Source organism: Colwellia sp. TT2012 (genome assembly GCF_001440345.1).
Lineage (GTDB): Bacteria > Pseudomonadota > Gammaproteobacteria > Enterobacterales > Alteromonadaceae > Colwellia.
In genome coordinates this window covers 575,522-590,782 of sequence record NZ_LJYX01000006.1, presented here as the reverse complement: position 1 = coordinate 590,782, position 15,261 = coordinate 575,522, and the positions used below count along the sequence as shown (strand labels likewise).

At 38.7% G+C, this 15,261-nt stretch carries 15 protein-coding genes and 1 riboswitch; of the genes, 7 read left to right on the top strand and 8 right to left on the bottom strand.

The annotated features are described in order from the left end of the window. Positions 1–61 precede the first annotated feature (61 nt). Positions 62–1,786 (top strand): dipeptidyl-peptidase 3 family protein, encoded by a 1,725-nt coding sequence (locus ASU03_RS04335; protein ID WP_057830634.1) that lies wholly within the window; start codon positions 62–64, stop codon positions 1,784–1,786. Positions 1,787–1,909: 123 nt separating this feature from the next. Here ASU03_RS04335 and ASU03_RS04330 read toward each other — a convergent pair whose 3' ends face one another. The 3 genes from ASU03_RS04330 to ASU03_RS04320 all read right to left on the bottom strand — a co-directional run bounded on the left by ASU03_RS04330 (position 1,910) and on the right by ASU03_RS04320 (position 5,798). Then, positions 1,910–3,706, bottom strand: a complete 1,797-nt coding sequence (locus tag ASU03_RS04330; protein ID WP_057830633.1) for an acyl-CoA dehydrogenase C-terminal domain-containing protein — start codon at positions 3,704–3,706, stop codon at positions 1,910–1,912. 187 nt (positions 3,707–3,893) lie between these two features. After that, the gene (locus ASU03_RS04325) at positions 3,894–5,042 is read right to left on the bottom strand and encodes a tetratricopeptide repeat protein (protein ID WP_057830632.1); all 1,149 of its coding nucleotides are present in this window, start codon (positions 5,040–5,042) and stop codon (positions 3,894–3,896) included. Between the two features lie 285 nt (positions 5,043–5,327). Beyond that, positions 5,328–5,798 carry a DUF3010 family protein gene (locus ASU03_RS04320; RefSeq protein WP_057830631.1) on the bottom strand — a complete coding sequence of 157 codons (471 nt, stop codon included), beginning with the start codon at positions 5,796–5,798 and terminating at the stop codon, positions 5,328–5,330. A 138-nt stretch (positions 5,799–5,936) separates the two neighbouring features. On the opposite strand from ASU03_RS04320, the gene ASU03_RS04315 reads away from it, so the two are divergent. Together ASU03_RS04315 and ASU03_RS04310 are read left to right on the top strand one after the other, a co-directional pair. Then, positions 5,937–6,662 (top strand): SDR family NAD(P)-dependent oxidoreductase, encoded by a 726-nt coding sequence (locus tag ASU03_RS04315; RefSeq protein ID WP_057830630.1) that lies wholly within the window; start codon positions 5,937–5,939, stop codon positions 6,660–6,662. Positions 6,663–6,708: 46 nt separating this feature from the next. Beyond that, the gene (locus tag ASU03_RS04310; RefSeq protein WP_057830629.1) at positions 6,709–7,698 is read left to right on the top strand and encodes an amidohydrolase family protein; all 990 of its coding nucleotides are present in this window, start codon (positions 6,709–6,711) and stop codon (positions 7,696–7,698) included. A gap of 97 nt (positions 7,699–7,795) precedes the next feature. Here the strand turns inward: ASU03_RS04310 and ASU03_RS04305 are convergent, their stop codons facing one another. From ASU03_RS04305 to ASU03_RS21040, 3 genes are all read right to left on the bottom strand, one after another. Continuing rightward, complete coding sequence (locus tag ASU03_RS04305) at positions 7,796–8,971, bottom strand: mandelate racemase/muconate lactonizing enzyme family protein (RefSeq protein WP_057830628.1); 1,176 nt, start codon at positions 8,969–8,971, stop codon at positions 7,796–7,798. Between the two features lie 201 nt (positions 8,972–9,172). Then, positions 9,173–9,943 (bottom strand): class II aldolase/adducin family protein, encoded by a 771-nt coding sequence (locus ASU03_RS04300; RefSeq protein WP_057830627.1) that lies wholly within the window; start codon positions 9,941–9,943, stop codon positions 9,173–9,175. 86 nt (positions 9,944–10,029) lie between these two features. Further along, positions 10,030–10,203 carry a hypothetical protein gene (locus ASU03_RS21040; protein WP_197411193.1) on the bottom strand — a complete coding sequence of 58 codons (174 nt, stop codon included), beginning with the start codon at positions 10,201–10,203 and terminating at the stop codon, positions 10,030–10,032. An 88-nt stretch (positions 10,204–10,291) separates the two neighbouring features. Here ASU03_RS21040 and ASU03_RS04295 point away from each other — a divergent pair, with 88 nt between their 5' ends. Continuing rightward, positions 10,292–11,518, top strand: coding sequence for a threonine/serine ThrE exporter family protein (locus ASU03_RS04295; RefSeq protein WP_057830626.1), 1,227 nt, complete (start codon positions 10,292–10,294; stop codon positions 11,516–11,518). 211 nt (positions 11,519–11,729) lie between these two features. Beyond that, positions 11,730–11,924 carry a (2Fe-2S)-binding protein gene (locus ASU03_RS04290; protein WP_057830993.1) on the top strand — a complete coding sequence of 65 codons (195 nt, stop codon included), beginning with the start codon at positions 11,730–11,732 and terminating at the stop codon, positions 11,922–11,924. A 45-nt stretch (positions 11,925–11,969) separates the two neighbouring features. Here the strand turns inward: ASU03_RS04290 and bfr (ASU03_RS04285) are convergent, their stop codons facing one another. Together bfr (ASU03_RS04285) and bfr (ASU03_RS04280) are read right to left on the bottom strand one after the other, a co-directional pair. Then, on the bottom strand, positions 11,970–12,437 hold the full coding sequence (gene bfr / locus ASU03_RS04285) for a bacterioferritin (protein WP_057830625.1): 468 nt from the start codon (positions 12,435–12,437) through the stop codon (positions 11,970–11,972). A gap of 11 nt (positions 12,438–12,448) precedes the next feature. Beyond that, positions 12,449–12,934: a bacterioferritin gene (bfr, locus tag ASU03_RS04280; protein ID WP_057830624.1), complete on the bottom strand. Its 486-nt coding sequence runs from the start codon at positions 12,932–12,934 to the stop codon at positions 12,449–12,451. A gap of 307 nt (positions 12,935–13,241) precedes the next feature. Then, positions 13,242–13,352, top strand: a riboswitch (adenosylcobalamin-variant (AdoCbl-variant) riboswitch). Between the two features lie 44 nt (positions 13,353–13,396). Between bfr (ASU03_RS04280) and ASU03_RS04275 the strand changes: the two genes are divergently transcribed. Together ASU03_RS04275 and ASU03_RS04270 are read left to right on the top strand one after the other, a co-directional pair. Beyond that, on the top strand, positions 13,397–14,227 hold the full coding sequence (locus ASU03_RS04275; protein ID WP_057830623.1) for an ABC transporter ATP-binding protein: 831 nt from the start codon (positions 13,397–13,399) through the stop codon (positions 14,225–14,227). Beyond that, complete coding sequence (locus ASU03_RS04270; protein ID WP_057830622.1) at positions 14,220–15,206, top strand: FecCD family ABC transporter permease; 987 nt, start codon at positions 14,220–14,222, stop codon at positions 15,204–15,206. Before ASU03_RS04275 ends, ASU03_RS04270 begins: the two co-directional genes overlap by 8 nt. Positions 15,207–15,261: the final 55 nt, after the last annotated feature.

The following is a 15,261-nucleotide window of genomic DNA, read 5'->3' as shown; positions in this document are numbered from 1 at the left end:
TCTATTGCACTCAGCTTCATTTTTTTTTAGTCTCTAGGCAACTTATTTATAGAGACCTGCTATGAAAGCACTAAAACTAACAAAAATTGCCGCTGTAGTATTACTTGCTAGCACCACGTTAACCGCATGCAACAATACCGATGAATCGACTAGCGCTAACAAGAGTGCCATTGAACAAAAAACGCCAAGCCATAAAAAAGTACAGCTAAAGGCGGAAAACCAACCAGAACTGCTTGCTGGCTTTGAGAGCCGTTTAAACATATACAAAGAAGTCACCCTTACGGCTGATTTAAGCCATTTATCGACCAACCAGAAGCAAATGTTAGCTTTACTTATTGATGCCTCTAAAATAATGGATGACTTGTTTTGGCAGCAAGCATATTCTCAAGACAAACAAAGTTTTTTAGCTAGCATTAGTGATGAAAAAGTAAGGCGCTTTGCTGAGCAAAACTACGGCCCTTGGGATCGTCTTGATGGTGATAAGGTATTTTTAAGCCAAGCGGTTACAAAAGCGCACGGTGCTGAATTTTATCCTAGTGACATGACAAAAGTCGAATTTGAACAAAGTGACTTTAGCGATAAGAAGGGCCTTTATTCTGTTGTAAGACGTGATGAAAACGGTAAATTAATGAGTGTTGCTTATTCTGAGATTTATCATGACAAAATGAACCGTGCTGCGGCAATACTGGATGAAGCTTCAAAATTTGCCGATGATAAAGAGTTTGCTAATTATCTCACCATGCGTGCGCAAGCATTACGTACCGATGACTATCAAGCCTCAGATTACGCCTGGATGGATATGAAAAATAACCCTATTGATGTGGTGATTGGTCCCATTGAAAACTATGAAGATCAACTTTATGGTTATCGCGCCGCTTTTGAATCATACGTATTAATTAAAGATTTAGCTTGGAGTAAGAAACTGGCTAAATATGCTCAATTTTTGCCTGAGCTGCAAAAGGGTTTACCTGTACCAAAGAAGTATAAAGCTGAAGTACCAGGCTCTGATGCCGACTTAAATGCTTATGATGTTATTTATTATGCCGGACATGCTAATTCGGGTAGTAAAACCATCGCTATCAACTTACCTAATGACGAAGAAGTGCAACTGAAAAAAGGCACCAGACGTTTACAATTAAAAAATGCCATGCGAGCAAAGTTTGATGCCATCATGTTACCAATAGCTGACACCCTTATCGTGCCTGAGCAGCGTAAGAACGTTACCTTTACCGGTTTCTTTGCTAATACCATGTTTCATGAAGTTGCTCATGGTTTAGGCATTAAAAATACCCTTAACGGTCAAGGACCAGTTCGCCAAGCATTAAAAGAACATGCTTCTGCACTAGAGGAAGGTAAAGCCGATATTCTTGGTTTATACATGATTCGTCAGTTACTTATTAAAGGCGCAATCACAGACGGCACCTTAGAAGATTATTACACTACCTTTATGGCCGGAATTTTCCGTTCAATTCGCTTTGGCGCAAGTTCAGCTCACGGGAAGGCCAACATGGTACGTTTTAATTATTTCCAAGAACATGGTGCCTTCAGCCGTAATGAGCAGGGTTTATATAGCATTAATATTGAAAAGATGACCGCAGCAATTGACTCGTTGTCTGAACTGATATTAACGCTGCAAGGTAATGGCGATTATCAAGGTGTTGATAAATTACTGAAAGAGAGTGGTGTTATTGGTGAAACCCTGGCCGCAGATTTAGCCCGTTTAGAAGCGGCGAACATTCCGGTAGATATTTTCTTCAAGCAAGGCAAACAAGTATTAGGACTTTAGTACTATAAATATAACAAATAACAAGCTACAAAAAAGCGCTTGTCGAGTTTAATCGATAGGCGCTTTTTTATTAGTTTTAATACAAGATTTTAACGGTTATAAAAACATTTCCCTTAAAAAAATTTAAAAAGAAAAATCATCTGCATCTAGTGCCATCATCGATTGACCACCATTTTCAACACAAGCGGCATGACCTTTAGCGCGTGGTAATATACGTTGAAAGTAAAAACGGGCAGTTTTAATTTTTGCTTGATAAAATGCCTCATCATCACTACCCTCTTCGAGTTTATCTTGCGCCACTTTTGCCATTTTCGCCCAAAAATAAGCCAGGGTTAAATAGCCTGAATACATCAAGTAATCAACAGAAGCAGCGCCGATCTCGTCTGGGTTTTTCATGGCTCTTGCACCGACTTTCTCGGTCATTTTCTGCCAATCGCCACCAAAGCTCCTAATGGGTTGAATAAACTCTTGCATGGCATCATCATCAGCATTATCTAAACAGAATGTGGTTACTTCACTGGCAAAAGCTTTGAGAATTTTTCCCTTAGAGCCTAATATTTTTCTAGCCAATAAATCTAATGCTTGAATACCAGTCGTGCCTTCATATAAACAACTAATTTTAGTATCACGCATTAGTTGCTCCATGCCCCACTCTTTAATAAAGCCGTGGCCGCCAAAAACCTGTACTCCATGACCGGTACACTCTAAACCTAGTTCCGTAAGGAAAGCTTTAGCAATCGGTGTTAATAAAGCGAGTTTAGTTTCTGCTGCTGCTTTTTCCTCTTCACATGTACTTACATGGCCGATATCTACTAATTGCGCTAAATAGGCAATCAGTGCTCGACCACCTTCTGCAATAGACTTCTGTGTTAATAACATACGACGAACATCGGGATGAACTATGATGGCATCTGCTGGACCATTAGGATTCTTCACGCCTGATAAAGAGCGCATCTGCAATCGATCTTTGGCATAAGCTAATGCGCCTTGAAATGATGCCTCTGCAGCAGCAACACCTTCAGTAGCCACACCTAAACGGGCAACATTCATAAAGGTAAACATGCAATTTAAGCCACGATTGATTTCGCCAATTAAATAGCCTTTAGCGCCATCAAAGTTAATCACACAAGTTGCATTAGCGTTAATACCCATCTTGTGTTCAATAGAGCCACAAGAAACGGCATTACGCTCGCTAATGTCACCATCATCGGTAACATTAAACTTCGGCACAATAAATAACGAAATACCTTTACTACCTGCTGGCGAGCCAGGGATCCTGGCAATAACAATATGAACAATATTGTCGGATAGGTCGTGTTCACCGGCAGAAATAAATATTTTCGAACCGGTTAAGCTGTAACTACCATCGTCATTTAACTCGGCTTTGGTGCGTAACATGCCCAAATCGGTACCACAATGTGATTCAGTTAAGCACATTGTCCCAGTCCAAGACCCTGCAACTAATTTAGGGATGAATTTATTTTTTAGCTGTTCACTACCATGGGCTTCAATGGTCGCTAATGCGCCATGACTTAAACCTGGGTACATGGCAAAACTATGATTCGCGCTAGAGAAAATCTCAGTGATGGCGGTGTTTAATGAATGGGGTAAACCTTGTCCACCAAATTCAACACTTTGTGCTAATGTTGGCCAACCGCCGGCAACATATTGTTGATAAGCGTCTTTAAAGCCATCAGGAGTTGTCACTTCACCATCTTTCCAAGTACAGCCTTGTTCATCACCTATTTGATTTATAGGCGCGACGACTTGCTCAGCAAATTTTGCTGCTTCGCTAATAATGGCATCAACCATATCTAAACTAGCATCTTCATAACCTAATTTTTGATAATGATTATCGCAATTAAGCAACTCTTGCATAACAAATTTAATGTCTCTGATCGGTGCTTTATACTCTGGCATGACTTTCTCCAATGGCTACTTTTGGGTTTGATAAAAACAAACCACTCTGAACTTACAGTTTCAAACATGCGTTTGATTAAATCATGTTATTAACACTTTTTAAATAGTCTAGATAAAAAAAGGAACATATTTCGTTACTTTTGTATAAATAAAAATGCCTAGGATTGAGAGCCATAGGCCTTCAGTACTATCTCAAGCTATATAATTTATATTTATACAACTTCCTTTCTTCGGCTTCATAAGTCCACTCGAGTGCTTTGCTTAACATTAGTTTTGCCTGCAGCTTTTGACCTTCAGCTAAATGAATTTGATAAAGTCCCATATATGCTTGATGTAAGTAAGGCGCTTTTTTTAATGCTTTTTTAAAATACAAAGCCGCTTTCCGGTTGTTTTTAGCAGCATAAGCTTGCTCTAACCACTGATATGGATTGGGATCATCAAGTAAATCAAGTTTTTGTTCTATTCGATTAGCCTCAACAAAACGCTGCTCACTTTTTAATAACACCATATAATTACTTAATAATGCTAAATGTGATGAATCTACTTTCATTCCTGTCTTATAGATATTTTCAGCCGATATATTATCCCCTGCCCGACGATGAATAACGCCCAGTAAATTAATTACAGCAATATTTGAGCTATCATATTGGTATGATTTTTCAGCCAAGTTGAACGCTTCAGAAAGCTGATTATTAATAAGAGCATCTGCAGCAAGATTCTTATAATACAGAGAAATGAAGGCGGATTTAGAGACTTTACGCCCAACTCTGTTGCCACTACTAGGAAAATAGTCGATGACAATACTTGGCTTAGATATATAGAAAAAACCATCTTCCGGTAAAAATCTATCGTCATATATAATAGTTTGTACATGAGATGATGACAAAATCAAGTTATTCTGTTTATCAAAGATAGGCAGTGTAGTGATTTCTCTAAAGCTATATTCAAGGCCTATCACCTCAGCAAAAGCTCCCGTGATAACTGCTAGGCTCATGCAATTGCCTTTGTTTAACCTCGCCCCTTCCTCTGCGTTATATGTCTTACCATAATAAGTAAAATCACTTAAGCGTGACTGCAATACTTCAGACAACGCAGTATGCCTAGGTTTCCCTAACGCAATCCTTTTATTGACTTGAGTCAAAATTTTGTCTTTCTGCTCTTTTGTCAAATAAAAGATATCATCTGTAATCTTTGCTTGCTCGGCTTTAGCGCCGAATAAAGCATAGTTAAGCACTATTTGTTCAAACGCTTGTGTAGGAGCAGGACTTTTTGAATAGCTAGAGCAAGAGGTAATAAAAACAACTAAAAACGTAGTAAGACAACTTCTAAAAATCACACTAACTATCCTTAAACAAAACAAGATTCCCTATTAACTATAGATATCCTATATGAAGTAAAAGTCCTTTTAAAGAAATAAATATAACTACAAAATCGGTAAGTTGCACAGCTATTTAGCTTAATATTAGAATGCAACAATGCCTACCTCATATAATTTATGATTGTTTCATAGCTGAAAAATAAAAAAAGCTTAGTGATTTATTATCACTAAGCTTTTTTATGTCAAACTTTCATCTCAACAAAAATTTATAAATACGTACTTAATCATCCGTATTAGAAAACTTTAATCTGCTTGGTTATTATTTTCAGGTTGTACGTTATAGGCATTATTTTGAGCTTCAAAATAAGCAAAAACAGTGGTAAAGGCTTGTTCTTGATATTGCTTTAAGCCAGTATCACGAAAATCGATATTCACTTGGCTTTTCGACAATTCTTTTTTAATGAAGCTACCCGCTAAAATTTCCACGTTTAATTCACTAATTAATTGAATAGCCGCTTCAATCTTAAAGCCAATAGGCCCGCCAGAAAATTTACCTTTTAAAGCGCGACCTTTAATTTGTACATGAGTAACTTGGTAATCTTCCATCAACTTGGCGAAAGCAAATTGAAATTTTTTCACTTGCTCGGCATCACCCGCGTTATCAAGGCTAATTTTTTGTACCCGCGTATGAGGAATATCATACAAGTTATTTTCTTTTGACATGATACAAATAATTGCATCATTACTTTTAATTTCTACACCACAAGCTCTCATGGAAAAACCTCATTAAACGAATTGCCAATATTATACACGCAAAGTAAATGGAACTGAACATAATGACACTGAACTTAATGGAAGTTAACTAAGCTTACAGGTATCATTTATCATAATTGAATTAATTGAGTAAATTTAATGAAAAAAGTGTGTGTGATCACCGGTGGCAGCTCTGGTATTGGCTTAAGTATGGTAAAACTCTTTGTCGATAATGATTATCGAGTTTTTAATTTAGACTTATCCCCTTCTGCCCATGGTGATTTTCGTCAATGTGATGTCAGCAACTTAGCCCAAGTAACCGCAATAATTAATGATATTGCCGAGCAAAACACGATAAATGTTTTGATATCTAACGCGGGCATTCATTTTTCTGCCAATATAGAAAACACCAGTGAAGCTGATTTAGATAAAGTCTTTAGCATTAATGTCAAGGGTGCCTATGCGGCAATAAAAGCCGTTTTACCGAGTATGAAAGCCAATAAAAATGGCGCCATCATCTTGATGGCTTCAGATCAGGCGCTAATTGCCAAGCATAACTCGTTTGCTTACAACTTAACTAAAAGTGCCCTAGCCTCTATCGCTAAAACCACTGCCCTTGATTATGCGGCCTTCAACATTCGTGCTAATGCCGTTTGCCCTGGCACTATTGAAACACCACTTTATCACCAAGCAATTGATAACTATTGTCAAAAATCAGGTGCCGATAAAGCTGCTGTGCATAGAGCAGAAGAACAGTTACAACCACTACAGCGCTTAGGGCAGCCAGAAGAAGTTGCTGAATTGGTACTATTTTTGGCGTCAGATAAGGCCAAATTTATCACCGGCAGTTTACAAGTGATTGATGGCGGCTATACCGCACAATAGCATTTATTAGCATATAAAAAGTTAAAACCCTGCAAAGCTAAACACTATGACTATTAATATCATTGACCCACACCTACATTTATTTAATCGTTCACTCGGTGACTATCACTGGCTTAACAGTGAAAACCCACCCTTTTGGCCAGATAAGTCTCTGCTGCAGCGCGATTTTACTATTAAAGACTTGGCTATTGATAATTTAACCAGTTCATTAACCCAGGATAAAATAAAGTTAGCGGGATTTGTTCATATTGAAGCGGGCTTTGACAATACTAAACCTTGGCGTGAACTTGAATACCTTGATAACTTAGCCATGGAAAGCGGCTCATGTCAAAAGAGTCGAACAGTTGCCAGCATCAACCTATTAACAACACCATTAGACTTTAACCAGACGCTAGACAAATTACAGCAACACGCAAGTATGATTGGTGTTCGCCATATTCTTGATGAGCAAGCTTATAGTACCTTAGCGAATCACAACACTCTGCGTAATTTCGCCCGCCTTAATGAAGTAAGCAACTTAGTCTTTGAGCTGCAATTATCATTGGCGGATGAAAGTGCCAAAGAAGTCATGCCACTATTAAGGCAAACTATCGCCAATAATAGCCAGCTTAGCTTTATTATCAATCATGCCGGCTTCCCGCCAACAGATATTAATAGTGATGCATGGCGCTTATGGCAAAAACATATAACTACACTAGCCAAATACTCTAATGTATTTATTAAGTGCTCAGGCTGGGAGATGACCGACCGACAATATAAAATGTCTTGGTTTTCAGCGGTTAGCAACTTTTGTATTGGTGCGTTTTCAATTGAACGGGTGATGTTAGCCAGTAATTTTCCGCTGTGTTTACTCGCTAATAAGGTAGGTAAGAAGCTCGGTAATGGCGTAGGAAGTGAGGTAGGTAATAAGCTAAGTAACAAGAGCTATCAAGACTATTGGCGAGATATTCTCGAGTCCACCTTGATTAAACAGTGTAGTAAAAAAGAAAAAAACGCATTGCTGTATGACAATGCGCTTAAGATTTACCAATTGTAAGTAACGCTTAAATAAGCTGACAAAACAGTTAAAAATGCTATTTAGCTAACGATTGAATGGCCTATTTAACTACCTACTTAACTACCTACTTAACTACCTACTTAATAGTAACGTTTGGCGATTTTTTCACAATAGCATCATTGAGTTCAATACCAATACCCGGTACTTCCGTTACTTGGAAAAAACCATCAACGGGTTGCGGGTCTTGTAGACATAACTCTCTATTCCAGTCTTTAGTCGCATAGGTATGATGCTCATGAATCAAGAAGTTTGGAATAGCGGTTTCTAAATGCAATGAGGCTGCTGTTGCAACAGGACCGCCACATACATGTGCCTGAATGCGAATATCGTAAACCTCGGCATAGTCACAGACTTTTTTCGTTTCGGTAAAACCACCACACAAACCAATATCTGGCTGTAAAACATCAATGCTTTGATCTTCAAAATAAGGTCTTACATCCCATCTATGATACAAGCGTTCTCCACCAGCCATGGGGACATTAACGTTATCGGCTACTTTTTTATGCACTGCCGGGTTTAAAAAATTAACGGGCTCTTCGTACATCATACAGCCGACTTCTTCGACAATTCTACCCATTTGAATCGCTGATGCCGCGCCCATCAGAGAGTGAGCTTCAAAAATAATATCAACATCTTCACCAACCGCAGCACGAATAGCACGCAACCTATCACCAAATAGACGCATTTGCGGCTTAGTAAATAGTTTAGTGCGGTCAAAGGAAGAACTACCATCAGCGTTATATACTATTGGGTCAACTTTAACCGCGTCATAACCTTGTGCCACGGCTTTTAACGCCGCCTCAGCATATTCCTCAGGCTCAATTAATTTTTTAATTTCAGTGTCCCAATCAAACTGGAGTTGGCTGGCATAAGTTCGTAATTTATCATTGACCTTACCACCCAGTAATTGGTACACCGGCACACCTAAAGCCTTGCCTTTAATATCCCATAGTGCGGTATCAATAGCACTCATCGCTGAATATAAAACGGGTCCGCCGCCTAAGCCCCAAAAACTTTCGCGTAACATGCGTGACCATAAAAGCTCAGTATTAAAAGGATTAAAGCCTATAAGTATCGCTTCACTGATTTCCTTAATCATGGCAGCAGCAGCACTATGACCCCAGTCATAAGCTAAACCCGCCTCACCAACACCGCTAATACCTTCATCGGTGTGAATACGGATAAAAACAGGATTCCAGCCAATGCGCTTAGGGCAATGGATATCAAAAACTTCAACGTGGGTAATTTTCATGTATCTCTCAATTATTATTGGTAAGTTGGCTAGAAAATCAAAGCTTAGCCCTAATTAATTTGTCTGTAATTAGTTAAAAATGATGAGCCATAGTTATTACAATTTAGCTTAAATGCTTTAGTAGTAAAACAAAAATACTAAAATGAGCTAATTAATAACATCGGTTAATATTGTGATTAAGAATAGCGCAACAGCAACTCGCTAAAGGGCAAAACTTGGGTCATTTCGATATACTCGGCGTAGCATGGCTGGCCACGCTTTTTGACCGCCGGTTTCGCCATGATGAACAATATTGGCTTGGGCTTTAATGCCATCAATAATACTTTGTGGGGCATAAATAGGTGGCATACCTGTTGCCATCACTTGTAACTGTATCTGACAGGCACGGGTTAAATCATACATATGCATAAAAGCATCGCCTATGGTCTTACCCATAGTTAAGGCGCCATGGTTACGCAATAACATAAAGTTTTTATCCCCTAAGTCATTTTGCAATCTAAGCTTTTCTTCATCGTTAACCGCTAACCCTTCATAATCGTGGTAACTCATCGAGGCTAAAGCAAACATGGAATACTGGCTTATTGGTAATAAACCTTTTTCGACACTGGCTACGGCAATAGTCTCATTGGTGTGTATATGCAAGACGCAGATATCGTCATGACGTACTTGATGTACGGCACTATGAATAGTAAAGCCTGCCGGGTTGATCTCAAACGGACAATCTTTATCCATAAGATTGCCATCAATATCAATTTTCACCAAATTTGAGGCGGTTATTTCTTCAAAGGCCAAACCAAAGGCATTGATCAAAATATGCTCGGAACCGGGAATACGCGCCGAAATATGAGTATGAATAAGATCATCCCAGCCATGCATTTGTACTAATCGATAACAAGCCGCTAAATCGACACGTAATTGCCACTCTGGTGCTGATACTTTGTTTTTTAAATCTAGTTTAGGCAGTTGCTGCATTTCAAAAGCTCTCTATGTATAGGTAATAACCATTATGATTAGATTTTACCTGATGATGATTCGGCAATAAAGTCGTTTAAGGCGGTTTAAAGCATTGCCCTGATAATAGCCGCGATTATTAATACAAATACCAATATAGGTATAATTTTACTGTACTTAGCTTGCTGTTCATCGGTCATGGGTTTACCAAATTTTTCACCCAAAGTAACCATCAAGAACATAGCTAAAAAGACACAAGCCAAAATAATTATTAATGTCATTTTTCTCTCTTTTTGTTAATTTTTTATACCCTGTTTTAGCAAAATCGATTACCATAGTACTTAGTGCCACTTACCATTAAATATCGCAATGCAGCAAACCGATAATTTTTACCAAAAACGTCGTTTTATCATAAAATTAGGCAAAGCCTTACATAAATTAGGCTCGACCGCTTATCGCCTAGAAGACAACCTTTTATCTATTGCTAAATTTCTCGATATTCGCGCATCATTTATTATTACGCCTACGTCGCTGACCTTTATCTTATCCGATGATGAAGATGATCAGCAATATAATCATTTAGTACGTGTTAGCCCAGGAGATATAGATCTTGGCTCATTAGCGCGAATTGATGAGCTAGTTGATGAATTAATCAATGGTGAGCGCACCTTAGCTGAAGCGATTGACCGTTTAGCCGAAGTTAAAAATAAACCCGCACCTTACGGCACCTTTTTATCCTTTTTAGCTTTTGGCGCTTCAAGCGGCGCCTTTGCCATGTTAATGCATACCAGTTGGCACGATGTATTCTGGTCGGCTATCTTAGGCTGGGTTATTTTTGTTTTTGTGCTGTGGGCAGAAAGATCACGCCGTATGGCAGAATTACTTGAGCCTATTGCGGCGCTAACAGCATCGCTATTAGCCTCAGCCATCTCGATATTTGACCCGAGTATCAATATACCCATGGTCATTCTATCAAGCATTATAGTTTTTATACCCGGATTATCGTTAACGGTTGGTTTATCTGAACTTGCCGCTCGACATTTAATGTCAGGTACGGCGCGTATCATGGACAGTATCATGATGTTATTTAAGCTTTATTTTGGTGCCGTCTTGGGTATGGCCTTTGGTAACTTGATGTGGGGTACCGCTGAGTTTGTTGCTCCCGAATCAATGCCAGTGTGGACCTCATGGGTAGCGGTAACAACGTTATCAGCAAGTTTAGTGGTGTTATTTAAAGTCAGATTAAAGGATGCCCCTTGGGGGATGATTGCTGGCTATATTGCCTTTGGTGTTAGCATCTGGGCAAGTACTTATTTAGGCGTGGCCTTAGGGGCATTTGTTGGCGCTTTCGCCCTTGGCTTATATAGCAACTTATTTTCACGAGTGATGAACCTGCCCTCTAGCATTGTCAGGTTGCTCGGTTTAGTGGTACTAGTCCCTGGTTCTAAAGTATATATAGGCCTCAATAGTGCGGTTTCAGGGCAGAATATGCTCAATGTACCCGATTTAGGCTCACAAACATTTTTAATATTTATGTCACTGGTGGCGGGGATTATTTTCTCCAATGCGGTTTTGCCACATGGTAAAACTTTATAATCAATAAAATTAATACTCGCTTTGTTAAATCAAATAAAGTGGACGATAATAAATCGCCTTCTGGCTAAAAAAGCACCCATGACTTGCAATATTTTTGTACAAATAGACTAACGTATTAATTTACCTACAAAACAACCTTATTGATAATTATTATCATTAAGGTTATTATATGCAACATAAATTACGAGTTATTTTTCAAGTAGAGAGTTGTATGTACGTTTGTATTTGCCATGGGGTCACTGACAGACAAATAGAGTCCGCAATAGATAATGGCGCAGAAACGATGAAGCAGCTAACTAATGAACTCAATGTCGGCTCGCAATGCGGGAAATGCTGTCAATGTACTAAACAGGTATTGAACAAAAGACTATTACACATTGCTGAAGCACAACCCAAAGTAGCTTAAAATAGCTGCTTTAGTTTCATCACTAGATGAAACTCATAACAAAGACTAAGCCATCATAGACTGTAAGTAATTTTCGAGACCGGCATGGTCAATAATATATTGTTGCGATTCAATCCAGTCTATTTGCTCTTCTACGTTTTCCAGTAAATCTTCCGCTAAATCTCTACTGATATAATCTTGCAGCTTTTCACTCTCTTCGATTAAGCTTTGTAAAGCCTTACGAGAGACATATTCTAACTCCATATTTGCTTGTAACATTTCTGTCGCGTGCTCACCTATCTGTATACGTCCCAAGTCTTGTAAATTGGGTAAACCTTCTAAAAATAATATCCGTTCAATCAAGCCATCTGCTTGCTTCATTTTCTCAATAGAAAGCTTGTAGTCGGCTTTATTAAGTTTGTCCAAGCCCCAATTTTTATACATACGGGCATGTAAAAAATATTGATTAATTGCCACTAACTCAATACCTAAAACACTATTTAATAGCGCAATAATTTGTTTGTTACCTTTCATTATGACTCCCCTTACCCTGGTAGATGTTGACCCATATGAGATTGAATATAATTTTGCAAGCCGATTTTGTCGATAAGGCCAAGCTGTTTCTCAAGCCAGTAAACATGATCTTCCTCGGTATCTTCTAGCAGTTTCTGTAAAATTTCTCGACTTTGAAAATCCCCCTCACTTTCACATAAGCTAATAGTCGTTTTTAATGCCGCTACCACTTCCATCTCCAGAATTAAGTCATTTTTAAGCATGCTAGGAACATCATTACCAATAAGTAAATCTCGACGGTCTTTTAAATTAGGCGTGCCTTCAAGAAATAAAATACGCTTTATTAACGCATCGGCATGAGTGATCTCTTCTTGCATTTCATGATCTAATTGTTCATAGAGTTTATCTAAACCCCAATCTTGATACATACGTGAATGAGTAAAATACTGATCAATTGCTGCTAATTCATTGTGTAACAAGCCATTTAGACTCGCTATAACTTTTGCATTACCTTTCATCTGACACCTCGACATAATAAGTTAAAAAACACTTTGCTTCAGTTGCCTTAAATCCTAGTAGAAAGTAGCAGAATTATCGAATTAATCCGCTAAACATCGGTTACTAAGTATTTATTTTTTAAGTGAAAATTATTATCATTTGCATTATTGCTCTTAGTTAAATTATCAGACTTACAATGTGCTAAACATTTCCTAAAAATCACCCAGGGACTCAAGTAGGAGGCTCCATCAGCACAACAAATAGCCGTCTAAACATCTAAAGTTTGCTAATAAGATAAAATAAAGCTAGAATCCACGTCCTAAATAATTTTTGTGTTATGAAGATGGTGAAAATCCATCGCTGTGCCCGCAACTGTAAATGAAGTGATATTCAGTTTTCCGATAAATATCGCCTCAAAGTCAGATAGCTAACCAAAAAAACTATGCTCACTTATCACCGTGCGGGAAAACACGAATTTTACTATGTCGACACTCCTTAATATCTCTCAGCTAAGTTGGCAGGTGCCAAATAAAGCCATCTTGCACAACATTAACTTCAATGTCCGCAAAGGTGAAGTGATAGGTATTATTGGTCCCAATGGTGCGGGTAAAACTAGCCTACTACGCTGTATAACAAATCAAAATAATATTCTCGCCAGCGCTAATGTTACCGGTAGCGTTAAACTAAAAAATCGTGCCATAACTCGATATAGTACGAAAGAGATTGCCCAACACTTCGCCCTAGTGATGCAAAAGAATGACAGTATTTTTGCGCTTTCTGTGCAAGATGTGATGAAAATGGGCTTATTACCGCACAAAACGCTTTTTTCCTTAGACAGCGATCACGACAAAGCACAAATAAATTTAGCGCTTAAAAAAGTGGGTTTAGAGCAAGCGCTACATACTAACTTTAATCAACTATCCGGTGGCGAACAACAAAGAGTATTAATTGCTCGGGCACTAGTGCAAGCCAGTCAAATCTTGATCCTTGATGAGCCGACCACTCATTTAGATGTGTATTACCAACATCAGGTATTGCAACTAGTCAACAAACTTAATATCACCGTTATCATGACAGTCCATGATCTTAATTTGGCCAGTTTATATTGCCAACGATTAATATTATTAAATCAAGGTCAATTAATTTGTGATGGCAGCCCCGAAGAAGTATTGGCACCTAAGCAATTAAGCCAAGTATTTGGTTTACCATGTCAGCAAAGTATCGATGGAATGACAGGTGCTACCCAAGTATCTTTCTACTTACCAGAGTCTCATGGACAAAATAGTCAATTTTCGGAGTCACTTGATGAATAAAGTTACGACTACCTTATGGGGATTGTTAGTCTTAGTTATTTTATCGGCAATGGCGGCAATAACCTTTGGCCCTGCTGATATTGACTCTGCTGAGTTAATTACCTGCTTAGTCAGTAACTGCCAAAATCCCATCGCTAATGTCATTATCTGGCAAATACGTATTCCAAGAGTATTAGTCGCCTTGGTGGCAGGAATGGGCTTAGCCATTGCCGGTGCGATTTTACAAAACACCACTCGTAATCCGCTTGCTGACCCCTATCTCTTTGGTATTGTTTCTGGCGCAGGCTTAGGCGCTACCATCGCCAATATTACCTTGGCCGATAACCTCACCATAGCCTTACCTTTGGCGGCATTTCTAGGAGCACTGTTTGCCGTCATTATTGTAGTCTTTATCGCTAAAGTACTGCAGCGCATGGAGCAATTATTGCTCGCTGGCGTTGCGGTTTCATTTATGCTGGCATCGATTACTCAATTTATTTTATATTTTGGCGAACCTTTTGCCACCAACCGCGTTATTTTCTGGCTTATGGGTAGCTTAGCGCGGGTTGAAATGAGTAATTTTTATGTCATTGCTAGTGTTCTTATTGTGGCAATAGTTACCGTCTTTGCACTACACAGACAAATAGATGCGCTGTTATTAGGTGATGAAAGTGCTGCCAGCTTAGGTGTTGATGTCGATAAGTTACGTTTACTTATGTTAGGCATTTGTGCGGCCCTGACCGCAACTATAGTGGCCTATTGTGGCGGTATTGGTTTTGTTGGCTTGATGATACCTCATATTGTTAGACAGCTAGTCGGAGTGACAACACTAAAACTAATTATTGGCAGTGCGTTAATTGGCGCTATATTTCTTATATGGGTAGATGTTATTGCTCGCTCATCACTGCCTCATGCGGAGATCCCAATTGGCATTATCACTTCGGCACTAGGTAGTATATTTTTCTTATTTATCATGTATCGCTCTCGGGCGATAAATTAATAAATCAACGTTTAATAAACTAATATTTAATAAAGACGAACAGCAGAGGTAACCC